The 11678-nt window shown below is 67.6% G+C and carries 11 protein-coding genes; 6 read left to right on the forward strand and 5 right to left on the reverse strand.

The genetic code is table 11. The annotated features are described in order from the left end of the window. Positions 1-41 precede the first annotated feature (41 nt). Together AB0J62_RS38290 and AB0J62_RS38295 are read left to right on the forward strand one after the other, a co-directional pair. Complete coding sequence (locus AB0J62_RS38290; protein WP_363882094.1) at positions 42-3011, forward strand: PQQ-dependent sugar dehydrogenase; 2970 nt, start codon at positions 42-44, stop codon at positions 3009-3011. Between the two features lie 42 nt (positions 3012-3053). Further along, entirely contained in the window at positions 3054-4181 is a 1128-nt protein-coding gene (locus AB0J62_RS38295; protein WP_363882096.1) for a serine hydrolase domain-containing protein, read from the forward strand. Here AB0J62_RS38295 and AB0J62_RS38300 read toward each other — a convergent pair. Beyond that, on the reverse strand, positions 4178-4837 hold the full coding sequence (locus AB0J62_RS38300; protein WP_363882098.1) for an alpha/beta hydrolase family protein: 660 nt from the start codon (positions 4835-4837) through the stop codon (positions 4178-4180). The genes AB0J62_RS38295 and AB0J62_RS38300 overlap by 4 nt on opposite strands. A 119-nt stretch (positions 4838-4956) precedes the next feature. On the opposite strand from AB0J62_RS38300, the gene AB0J62_RS38305 reads away from it, so the two are divergent. The 3 genes from AB0J62_RS38305 to AB0J62_RS38315 all read left to right on the forward strand — a co-directional run bounded on the left by AB0J62_RS38305 (position 4957) and on the right by AB0J62_RS38315 (position 7725). Continuing rightward, the gene (locus tag AB0J62_RS38305; protein ID WP_363882100.1) at positions 4957-5466 is read left to right on the forward strand and encodes a VOC family protein; all 510 of its coding nucleotides are present in this window, start codon (positions 4957-4959) and stop codon (positions 5464-5466) included. A gap of 121 nt (positions 5467-5587) precedes the next feature. Next, the gene (locus tag AB0J62_RS38310; protein WP_363882102.1) at positions 5588-6916 is read left to right on the forward strand and encodes an FAD-binding oxidoreductase; all 1329 of its coding nucleotides are present in this window, start codon (positions 5588-5590) and stop codon (positions 6914-6916) included. Further along, entirely contained in the window at positions 6913-7725 is an 813-nt protein-coding gene (locus tag AB0J62_RS38315; protein ID WP_363882104.1) for an SDR family NAD(P)-dependent oxidoreductase, read from the forward strand. Before AB0J62_RS38310 ends, AB0J62_RS38315 begins: the two co-directional genes overlap by 4 nt. On the opposite strand, the gene AB0J62_RS38320 is transcribed toward AB0J62_RS38315, so the two are convergent. From AB0J62_RS38320 to AB0J62_RS38330, 3 genes are all read right to left on the reverse strand, one after another. Next, positions 7712-8557, reverse strand: a complete 846-nt coding sequence (locus tag AB0J62_RS38320) for an EamA family transporter (RefSeq protein WP_363882107.1) — start codon at positions 8555-8557, stop codon at positions 7712-7714. The genes AB0J62_RS38315 and AB0J62_RS38320 overlap by 14 nt on opposite strands. 237 nt (positions 8558-8794) lie before the next feature. Then, entirely contained in the window at positions 8795-9262 is a 468-nt protein-coding gene (locus AB0J62_RS38325) for a GNAT family N-acetyltransferase (protein ID WP_363882109.1), read from the reverse strand. Continuing rightward, positions 9252-10631, reverse strand: coding sequence for an MFS transporter (locus tag AB0J62_RS38330; RefSeq protein WP_363882111.1), 1380 nt, complete (start codon positions 10629-10631; stop codon positions 9252-9254). The genes AB0J62_RS38325 and AB0J62_RS38330 overlap by 11 nt, the downstream gene beginning before the upstream one ends. A gap of 113 nt (positions 10632-10744) precedes the next feature. Here AB0J62_RS38330 and AB0J62_RS38335 point away from each other — a divergent pair, with 113 nt between their 5' ends. Continuing rightward, complete coding sequence (locus AB0J62_RS38335; protein WP_363882113.1) at positions 10745-11314, forward strand: TetR/AcrR family transcriptional regulator; 570 nt, start codon at positions 10745-10747, stop codon at positions 11312-11314. Here AB0J62_RS38335 and AB0J62_RS38340 read toward each other — a convergent pair whose 3' ends face one another. After that, the gene (locus tag AB0J62_RS38340; protein ID WP_363882115.1) at positions 11315-11677 is read right to left on the reverse strand and encodes a cupin domain-containing protein; all 363 of its coding nucleotides are present in this window, start codon (positions 11675-11677) and stop codon (positions 11315-11317) included. Position 11678 lies beyond the last annotated feature (1 nt).

Here is an 11678-nt window from a genome sequence, read left to right on the forward strand (position 1 = left end):
CCACATGGCTGCGTCATGCGCTGCCTGCGTTGTGTGTCCTGGTGTTGCTGCCGCTTGCCGTGATCGCGCCGGCACAGGCCGCGGTCGCGCCGACCGGATTCAGCGAACAGGTGGTGTTCACCGGGCTGACGAATCCGACGAACGTCGCGTTCTCACCGGACGGCCGGGTGTTCGTCGCCGAGAAGAGCGGCCTGATCAAGGTCTTCGACTCGCTCGACGATCCGACACCGAGCGTGTACGCCGATCTGCGCACCGAGGTCTACAACTACTGGGACCGCGGCCTGCTCGGCATGGCCTTGAACCCCAACTTTCCAACGGATCCACGGATCTATGTGCTGTACACCCACGACGGACTGATCGGCGGCCCGACGCCCAAGTGGGGTACGCCGGACACCAACGACGACCCTTGTCCTTCGCCGCCAGGCCCGACCGCCGACGGCTGCCAGGCCAGTGCCCGGCTCTCGGTCCTGAACGAGAACGGCGCCGAGCAGGTGCTGGTCGAGGACTGGTGCCAGGTGTTCCCGAGCCACTCGATCGGCTCGATCGAGTTCGGCCCGGACGGCATGCTGTACGCCGGCGGCGGTGACGGCGCGAGCTTCAACTACGTCGACTACGGGCAGGACAGCTACCCCTCGTCCGACGTCACCCCCGACAACCCTTGCGGTGATGGGCCTGCGGCCGTCGGCGCGACGCTGACCCCGCCGACCGCCGAAGGCGGAGCGCTCCGGGCGCAGGACGTACGGACGACCGGCGATCCGACCAGCCTCGACGGTTCGATCATCCGCATCGATCCCGACACCGGTCAGGCCGCGCCCGGCAACCCAGCGCTGAGCAGCGCGGATCTGAACACGCGCCGCATCGTCGCCAACGGTCTGCGCAACCCGATGCGGTTCACGTTCCGCCCAGGAACCAAGGAGATGTGGATCGGCGACGTCGGCTACTCGACCTGGGAGGAGATCGACCGGATCGTCGACCCGACCGCCCGGGTCACGAATTTCGGATGGCCTTGCTACGAAGGCGCGGGCCGCCAGCCGGGGTACGACGCGATCAACGTCAACCTCTGCGAGAACCTGTACGCCGCCGGCCCGTCCGCGGTCACAGCGCCGTACTACACGTACAAGCACAGCGACCACATCGTGACCGGCGAATCCTGCACCGTCGGCAGCTCGTCGATCTCCGGGATGCAGTTCTACGGCGGCGGGAACTACCCGGCGGAGTACGACGGCGCGCTGTTCTTCGCGGACTACAGCCGACGCTGCGTGTGGGCGATGATGCCCGGCTCGAACGGCTTGCCAGATCCCGCGAAGATCCAGACATTCGCCTCGGGGTACGGCGCGACGAAGCTGCAGACCGGTCCGGGCGGAGACATGTTCGCGGTCGACTACGACAACGGGCGGATCCTCCGGTACGTCTACGACGCGACGAACAATCCACCGACCGCGGTCATCCACGCGGACCCGTCGAGCGGGCCGACGCCGTTGACCGTGACGTTCGACGGGACGGCCTCCAACGACGCCGACGGCGATCCGCTCACGTACGCGTGGGACCTCGACGGCGACGGCGTGTACGACGACTCGACGGCGTCCGTTGTCCAGCACACGTATACGACGGCGGGAGAAGTCGTCGCGCGGTTGAAGGTGTCGGACGGTCATACGACCAGTACGACGTCCATGCAGATCAACGTGGCCAATACGGCGCCGACCGCGCTGATCACGTCACCTGGTCCGGCGACGACGTGGAAGGTCGGGGACACGATCAGCTTCTCGGGTTCGGCGACCGATCCGGAGCAGGGGACGTTGCCGGCGTCGGCGCTGACGTGGACGCTGATCATGCATCACTGTCCGAGCGACTGCCACACGCACACGATCACGTCGATGACGGGCGCGAGCGGTACGTTCACGGCGCCGGACCACGAGTATCCGTCGTACCTCGAACTCAAGCTGACCGCGACGGACGCGCAAGGACTGACCGACACGAAGAGCGTGCGGCTCGATCCCAAGACGGTCGGGCTGAGGCTCGCCTCTTCCCCTGCCGGGTTACCGGTCACCTCTCTGAACACGACAGCGAAGACCCCCTTCACCTCCACGGTGATCGTCGGGTCGAGCGTGTCGGTGTCCGCGGATCCGGTGCAGTCCTCGGCCAACCAGCTCTACCGGTTCGCGACCTGGTCGGACGGCGGTGCGCGCAACCACAACCTCTTCGCACCGGCGGCGGCCACGACGTACACGGCGTCGTACGGCGTGAAGCGGAACCTCGCCCGTGGCCGACCGGTGCTTGCCTCGAGCACCTATATCGCGGGGCGGGAGGCGTCGAAGGCCGTTGACGGGTCGATGACGACGGCCTGGTCGAGTGCGCGGACCGATCCGCAGTGGTTCCGGGTCGATCTGGGATCGGTGCAGCTGGTCAACCGGGTGCTGCTCAATTGGTTGTCGACGGCGTACGCGAAGTCGTACCAGATCCAGGTGTCCGGGAGCGGGCGGACGTGGAAGACCGTGTACTCGACGACGGCCGGCGACGGCGGCACTGACAACCTGCAGTTCAGTGCGAACTACGCCCGGTATGTGCGGATCAATGCGACGAAGCGCGCTGTTGCCGGCAGCTACTACTCGCTGTGGGAGTTCGGCGTCTTCCAGGACACCGGGCTCGCGACCGGGATCGGCGCCAAGTGCATCGACGTCTACCAGGCCGCGACCGCGGACGGTACGCCGACGACGCTCTACACCTGCAAGTCGTCGGCGAACCAGCTGTGGACGCCGTCGCTCGAGGACGGGACCGTCCGCACGATGGGCAAATGTCTGTCGGCTCGCACCACCACGCTCAACACGCCGGCGGTGTTGTGGAGCTGCGACGGTTCACCCGGCCAACGCTGGGTGCCACAGACCAACGGCACGTTGGTCAACGCGGCGTCGGGCCTGTGTCTCAATGCCGCTGGCGGTTTGAGCGCCAACGGCACCAAACTCATCCTCGCGGCCTGCACGACCGCGATCAGCCAGAAGTGGGTGCTGCCGTAATTCAGTCGATGTGACGATCGCGCCGGACCTATCGTCTGCCGTATGAGCAAGGGTTGGGTGGACGAGGGGTACGGCGCGGTCGCGGACACGTTCGCGGAGAACTTCTCGCTGTTCCCGGAACTGGGCGCGGCCGTCACGGTGTACGCCGGTGGGCGCAAGGTGGTCGAGCTCTGGGACGGCGATGCCGCGCCCGGGCGGCCGTGGTCGCAGAAGACCGTCGTACCGGTGTTCTCCTGCGCCAAGGGGCTGGTGAGCGTCGTCGTACACCTGCTCGCTCAGTCGGGGCAGTTGTCGCTGGACGAGCCGATCGGGTCCTACTGGCCTTCGTTTGTTGCTAATGGCAAGGAAGCCGTCACCTGCCGGATGGTGCTCGGGCACCGGGCCGGGATCCCGGTGCTGGATAGGACACTCTCGTTCGAGGAGATCGCGGCGTGGACGCCGGTGATCACCGCGATCGAGGAGCAGAAGCCGCTGTGGGAGCCGGGGACGACGTACGAGTATCACGGGCATGTGTTCGGGTTCGTGCTCGGCGAGGTGGTGCGACGGCTGACCAGACAGTTGCCGGGGGCATACTTCCGGACCGTCGTCGGTGAACCGCTCGGGTTGCGGGCCTGGATCGGCTTGCCTGCTTCGGAGTTGCCGAACCTGGCTCGGCTGGAGGAGGCGGAGGGTCGACCGCCGGCGTTGGATCCCGAACATCTGCTGATGCGCATCGTGTCGATGAACGGTGCTCTGGTGTTCCCCGGAATCGACGACCCGCACGGATGGAACGATCCCGCGTTGCTGGCGATGGAGCTGCCAGGCGCCGGTGCTGTGGCCTCCGCAACGGGCCTCGCCGCTGTGTACGCCGCGGCGATCACCGGGCTCGACGGCGCCGATCCGCTGTTGTCGCGCGCCACCGTCACCGATGCGGCGCGCGAGGTCTCCGCCGGCACCAGCTACCTGGGCTTCGACGCGGGTGCGCGCTGGGGATCCGGCTTCCTGCTGGACTCACCGTTCCGTCCCACGCTCGGTCCTCGCAGCCTCGCGAACGATGGCGCTGGTGGCCAGTTCGCATTCGGCGACGACGAGCACGGCATCGCGTTCGCCTATACCGCGAACAGGATGGTGGGCCACGGTGACGCCCGCTCCACCCGCCTGATCGACGCCGTTCGCGGCTGCTTGGTCTAGCTGAGCAGTAGGTCCGCGACGAACTGCGGGGCCTCGTTCATCACGTTGTGGCCGGTCGGGACGACGTGGACCTGCCAGTGGGGATCGGCGTCGAGCCGGGTGCGGAGCTCGGCGAATGGCGTCTGCTCCTCCCAGCCCGAGCAGTAGACGAAGTCCCGGCGCGCGATCCGGTCGACCTCGCCGGTGAGCCGGATCTCCTGCATGAACGAAGCAAGCGGATGAGGCCGCCGACGGGGATCGCCATTGCCCGGCGGGCGAACGGCGTACCCGCTGGTCGCGCTGCCCTCGATGATCAGCTTCCGGAAGTAGTCGTTCACCAAGGACCACCACAACTCGCCGTCGCGCGGTACGAAGGCGTCGAGATGGACCAGCCGCGAGACCCGACCTGCTGCGCGATCCGCGGCGGCGGTGATCACCATGCCGGCGTAGCTGTGGCCGACCAGGGTCACGTCGGTGAGGTCTGCGTGATCGAGCGCCCGCAGTACGTCGTCGACATGTACGTCGAGGTTGGCGGTCGCGACCGTCGCCGCGTCGTCGGACGGCCCCAGACCCGTCAATGTCAGCGCGTGGACAACATGCCCCACCAGCAACGGAACCACCGCCTCATAAGCCCACGAGCCTTTCCAGCCACCGGGAACCAGCATGAACGTCGTCATGAGGCAATCTCACCGGATCGGAGCATGGCTTGGTGTCGGCAGGAGGCCAAGCAATACCTGTTCGCCGCCAACCTCGGTAGAGGACGGAAGCTGTCCTCTACTGAGGCGAGGATGAAGGCATGACAAAGAACCCCGGTGGTAAGGCGACTGTGACTCCGTACGTGGCCGTTCGTGGTGCGGCGGCCTGGCTCGAGTTCGTACAGGAGGCGTTCGGCACCAAGCCGGCCTTCGCCGTCCACAACGAGGACGGCACGATCGGCCACGCCGAAATCACGATCGGCGACTCGGTCGTGATGGCCTTCGACGCCCGACCCGACTGGCCGGACACCCCCAGCTTCCTCAGCGTGTACGTCGACGACGCCGACGCCACCGTCACCCGCGCCGTCGCCGCCGGCGCGACCATCATCACCGAGCTCACGACGTCCCGCATCGTCGGCGACCGCGGCGCCCGCCTCAAGGACCCCGCCGGCAACATCTGGTGGATCCAAACCCACCTCTACGACGTAGACCCCGCCGACCTCCCCACCCTCTTCGCCGACCCCGAAGAAGCCGCAACCATGCACCGCCTCCAGGAATCCTTCGCCACCGAAATGCGCTCCCGCCTGACTCGGCCTTCTCGTCGGGATTGAAGCGGTTCGAGAGTGCAGACGAAATAGCGGGGGGAAGTGTGATGTGGGTTTGTTCACGTCACATGTGGTGGTTGCTCGGCGTCAGGTGATTGTTCGTTGGGGACAAGCGCAAAGGAACGTCATGAGTGTTGTGATCGAAGGATTTGGTGGGGAGATTGTCGGGCCGGACGACGCGGGGTATGACGCCGCGAGTCGGACCGTGCTGGTCGGGGGCAGCCCGGCGTACGTCCTCAGGCCGGCGAGTGTTGAGGATGTGCGGAAGGCCGTCATGTATGTGGCGGAGAGCGGGCTGCCGCTGGCGGTTCGTGGGGGCGGGCACGCGTTCGCGGGATTCGGGACGAACGACGGCGGGGTGGTGATCGAGCTCGGCAAGCTGGCCGGGATCGAGGTCGTCGACAAGGAGCGCCACGTCGTACGCGTCGGCGGCGGTGCCACCTGGGGGCAGGTCGCGGCCGCGCTGGCACCGCACGGGCTGGCGATCTCGTCGGGTGACACCAAGAGTGTGGGTGTCGGCGGGCTGACGTTGAGCGGCGGGATCGGGTGGAAGGTCCGCAAGTACGGTCTGGCGCTCGACAGTCTGGTCGCCGTCGAAATCGTGACCGCGGCCGGTGACGTCGTACGGGCGTCGGCGGACGAGAACCCCGAGCTGTTCTGGGCGGTCCGCGGTGGCGGCGGGAACTTCGGGATCGTAACCGCGTTCGAGTTCGCGGCGCACCCGACGACCGACATCTACTTCGGCAAGCTCGCCTTCCCGGCAAGCGAGATCGCCGAGGTGCTCCAGGGCTGGGCGGAGTATCAGCGCACCGCGCCGGCCGAGCTCACGTCGATCGCGTCGTTCGCCAACCCGTTCCTCGGCGGCCCGGACGCGCCGCTGGAGATCGAGGTCGCGTTCGACGGTGACGACGCGGAACTCGCCGCCCGGGCGATCGACCCGATCCGCAAGCTCGGCACGGTGCTCGCCGACGAGATCGGGCTCCGGCCGTACGCCGAGGTGCTGGTGGACGGGGTGGTCCCGCCTCCCGGCATCCAACTGGTCACCCGAAGTGCCTTTGTCGACAAGGATTCCGTCCCCGAGGTACTACGGATCCTCGCCGAGACCGGCGCCTCGCAGGGCTCCCCGATCATGTCGATCCGCACCGTCGGCGGGGCGGTGTCGCAGGTCGCCGCGGACGCCACGGCGTACGCGCATCGTGAGGCGGAGCTGATGTTCGCCACGACCACCATCGGCCCGCCGCCGGTCATCGAGGCGACGCGGCCGGCCCGCCAGGCGCTGTGGGACAAGCTCACACCGCAGGTCACCGGCGCCTACGCGAACTTCCTGTCCGATGCCGATGACGCCGACGTGGCTGCGGTCTACCCGGCGGCGACGTACGAGCGGCTCGCGGCGGTCAAGCGCGAGTACGACCCGGCCAACCTGTTCAGCGGCAACCACAACGTGAGGCCGGCATGAGCCCGGAAAGTAGCAAGGTGTGGTTCGTCACCGGCTCGTCCCGCGGCCTCGGCCGCCACTTCGTCGAGGCCGCTCTGTCCCGCGGGGACCGGGTGGCCGCGACGGCCCGGAAGAGCCTCACCGAGTTGGTCGACACGTACGGCGACGCAGTACTGCCGCTCGAGCTCGACGTCACCGACAAGGCCGCTGTCTTCGGGGCGGTCGAGCAGGCGAAGGAACACTTCGGCCGTCTCGACGTGATCGTGAACAACGCGGGCTACGGTCTCTCGGGCGCGGTCGAGGAATTCACCGAGCAGCAACTGCGGGACCAGTTCGAGACGAACTTCTTCGGCCCGGTCTGGGTCACCCAGGCGGTGCTGCCGTACCTGCGTGAGCAGGGCAGCGGTCACATCATCCAGATCTCGTCGGTCGCCGGGCTGACCGGATTCCTGCTCGGCAGCGGGTACTGCGCGTCGAAGTGGGCACTCGAGGGACTGAGCGAGGCGCTCGCCCAGGAGGTCGCGGGATTCGGGGTCAAGGTGACTGTGGTCGAGCCCGGCGGGTACGCGACCGAGGGTCTGACCGGAGGGGTGGCCGCGACCCCGAACCCGCTGTACGACGGGCAGCGTCAGGCGCTCATGGACTACGTGGCGTCGGTCGACTTCGACGACCCGGCCGCGGCCGGGCCCGCGATCCTCGAGCTCGCCGACTCCCCCAACCCGCCGCTGCACGTGTTCTTCGGGCAGGGCTACGAGCTGGTGAAGCAGGCCTACGAGGATCGGCTGAAGACCTGGGCGGACTGGCAGGAACTGTCGCTCAAGGCGATATAGCTTCGCGATGCAGCCCGACCGCGACGACGATGATCGCAACCGCTGCCAATTCGGCCGGCCGCGGGAACTGCCGCAGTACGACGGCACCGATCACCGTCGCCGTGGCGGGCAGCAACGCCAGCATCAACGCGAACGTGGACCGCTTCAACCGTGCCATCGCGAGCTGATCCGCGACGTACGGAATCACCGACGAGCACACGCCGACTCCTACCGCCGCAGCGAGAAGTGCGGGATCGGCGAACGCGGGGACGGCAGCGCGCAGCCCGACCGGTAGCGCGAGGACGGTTGCAACTCCCATCGCGAGGGCGAGACCGTCGATCCGGCGCAGTCCTTCGACTCGGGCCATGCGGTGGCCGAGGACGACGTACGCCGAGAAGAGGACCGCGTTGAGTGCGGTGAAGACCATCCCGATCCAGTCGTGGGACAGACGGATATCGGTCAGCACATAGACGCCGCCGACTGCGAGCACCAGCGCCAGCAGGTTGCGTAGCGAACGCACCGCGATCGCCGCCAGCACGATCACCGGGGCGAACTCGGCCGCGGCGACCGTGCCGAGAGGGATGCGATCGATCGCCAGATAGAAGCAACAGTTCATCACCGCGAGGACGGCACCCCACGCGATCACCAGCCGGCGCGTGCCCCAGGAGAGCAGACGCCAGGCGCGCCACGGCCGACGCCAGATCGAGAAGATCAGCCCGGCCGCAGCGATCCGCAACCAAGCCACGCCGAGCGGATCGATCCGCGCGAACAGCAGCACCGCGAACGCAGGGCCCAAGTAGTGGAAGACCGCGCTGACGATGAAGTATGCCTGTGGCGGTACCGTCCGTCGCATCACTTCACGGTAGGAACCAGAACCCGGTAGTGCCATGACGTTTCGGTAAGCTCCGGGGCCTGATCCTTTCCACATGTGATACTGCGGTGCCGCTCGCTGCCCTGGCCACTATGCGCGCAGCAACTGGGTCGATCAGCCGGCCTGGCTGGCCCACGCGCTTGAAGATGAACTACGTGTTCGCCGCCAACCAGGACTGGGATCCGCCGGAGCCGGGCAAGCCCCGTCGCCAGCGGCCAGCTATTCGTTGAGCTGACGCTCGTAGGACTCTACGGACCAGCTGGCCGCGGTTTTCGTGACCAGCTTGGCGCCCAGGCGTTCGTAGAAGCGATAGCCGGCTGTGTTCTCAAGGCGCAGACCCCAGCCGATCGGAAGGCGATCCGGGAGCGCATACCGGGCCAGGCCGAGCATCAACTGGCGACCGACGCCGGCGTCGCGGAACTGCTCGCGGACGTAGAGGTCGTCCAGCGCGAGCTGATCGCCACCGACCCACAGGTACGGGCGGCGCAGCGCGGACACGTAGCCCCCCGCAACCCCGTCTACCTCTGCCAGCAACACGATCACCTCGTCGCGTCCGAGGAACCCTTGCCAGTCCTGCAGGCTTGCGGTCATGTACTGCTGCTGATCCTGGTACGCCGCCAGCTCCCCCAGCATGGTCAATACCGTCTCTGCGTCCGCGACCACCGCGCGGCGAATCTCAGTGAACATGAACCCCTCCGGTTGAAGGCTTGAACGCCGGTACGACGAACAGCGCGAGGACGGCCGCGACCGCTGCGGTGATCGCGGCGAACGTGAACCCGCTGGAGAACCCGCTCGACACCGTGCCCGCGAGACTTGCTGCCGCGACACTCGACACGACCGCAACGCCGAGCGATGCGCCGAACTCGTGGAACGTGCTCAGGATGCCGGATGCGAGGCCCGCCTCCCGATGGTCGATCTGCGCGAACGTCGTCGTCGAGGCCGCCACGAACGCGGCGCCGAGTCCTACGGTCCCGACGGTCATCCCGATCACGATCTCGGTAGCACCCTCCCAGATCGCGGGGACAGCGACACCGATCGCGGTGATTGCGAATCCGATCACGGCGACCGGGCGTGCACCGACCCGTCCGACGAGTTGGCCGGCCAGGTGCGCGCCGACGATCGCGGCGATTGCCACCGGCAAGAACAGCAGGCCGGTGCGCAAAGCGCCGTACTGCTTGAAGTGTTGCAGGTAGAAGGATCCGAGGAAGAACATCGAGATCATCAAAGCGGTTGCGATCAGCAACACGAAGGTGCCTGCGGCAACAGGTCGGCGGGTGAGGATCCGGAGGTCCATCAGCGGCGAGCGGACGGAGCGCTGGACCCAGGCGAAGACGGCGTACAGGACGAGGGCGCCGGCGAGCGTGCCGAGGGTTGCGGCCGAGAGCCAGCCGCGGTCGCCCGCGTTGATGAGCGCGTAGATCGCCGTACCTGTTCCGGCTGTGACCAGAAGAGCGCCGGGGACGTCGAGGCGGCCCTGCTGCTCGCTCGGACGATCGGCGGGGAGCAGGCGGAGCAGGAGGACGAACACGATCAGGCCGATGGGCAGGTTGATGTAGAAGACCCACTGCCAGCCGGGACCGGCGGTGAGCAGGCCGCCCAGCAGTACGCCGATCGCGGAGCCGCCACCGCCCATCGCGGACCAGATGCCGAGCGCCTTGTTGCGCTCGTCGCCGTCGAACGTCTTGGTGACGACGGACAACGCGGCCGGCGAGAGCATCGCGGCGCCGATGCCTTGAGCGACGCGGCCGCCGAGGAGAAGCTCAGGTCCGTTGGCCAGGCCGGTGACGAGCGAGGCCAGGGTGAAGACGATCAGGCCGGTCAGTACGACGCGGCGCGAGCCGAACAGGTCGGCGGCGCGGCCGCCCAGCAGCATCAAGCCGCCGAACATCAGCGTGTATGCGCTGACCACCCAGGTGAGGGTCTCGCGGCTGAGCCCGAGATCGGTCTCGATGTTCGGGAGCGCGATCGCAACCACGGTCACGTCGAGGATCAGCATGAATTGCGCGACGGCGAGCAGCCCCAGCAGTCGCCACCGCCGGGGGTCGGGTTGATCCATGGGTCATCCTTAAGTCGAACAGGTGTGTACGGGTTAGGTCAGTACCGTAACTCGTACACTGGTGTTCGACAAGGGGAATTCGTACAGCGGTGTTCGAGATGAGGAGATGGTCGATGGCGGTGACCACCCGGCGGGCGGACGCGCAGCGCAACATCGCGGCGATCCTGACCGCGGCCGCGGAGTGCCTGGCGCGGGATCCGGCCGCGAGCACGTCGGAGATCGCGAAGGCGGCCGGGGTCGGACGGGTCACGCTGTACGGCCACTTCCCGTCGCGGGCCGAGCTGGTCGACGCGGTGTTCGTGCAGGCGATCGCGACCGGCGAGAAGACGCTCGGGCAGGTCGATCTCACCGGCGACCCGCGCGAAGCGCTGGCCCGGTTGACCGAGTCGAGCTGGCAGCTGGTCGACCAGTACCGCGCGCTGCTACTCGCGGCTCAGGACGCGCTGCCGCCGGGGCGGGTCCAAGAGCTGCACGCCGACCCGATGGCACGCGTGGAACGTCTACTGGAACGCGGCCGCGCCGAAGGCGTCTTCCGCACCGACCTACCAACCTCGTGGCTGGTCAGCGTCATGCACAACGTCATGCACGGCGCGGCAAGCGAACTTCAAGCCGGCCGCATCACGTCCGACCAAGCCGCGCCGTACATCACCGCGACCTTGCTGGGCGCGTTCGCTCCTGCCTGACTACTCCAGCCAGATGGTTTCGAACGTGGGGTTGGCGTGGATGTGGACTGCTTCGTAGCCGCCGGGACCGGTGCGGAACTTGTGCGGGGTGTCGGCGGGAACGACCAGGATCTGGCCCGCCCGGCCGACGATCTCCTCGATGCCGACCGTGAACGTCGCCGTACCGCGGCGGATGATGAACGTCTCGGCGTACGGATGCTTGTGCAGCCGCGGCCCGGCGCCCTCCTTCGTGGTCGACTCGAGAATCAACGAGACCCCAGCCCCACCTGGCAACTGGGTGTAGTTCTCGGTCCACTCCTCCCCGTCGTCCCGCCCGTCGGCCCGGTTGATCACCGCGGCCCCCGATTTCGCGATCTCCGTCATG

Origin of the sequence: Kribbella sp. NPDC049584, assembly GCF_040675555.1 — a bacterium.
Classification (GTDB): domain Bacteria; phylum Actinomycetota; class Actinomycetes; order Propionibacteriales; family Kribbellaceae; genus Kribbella.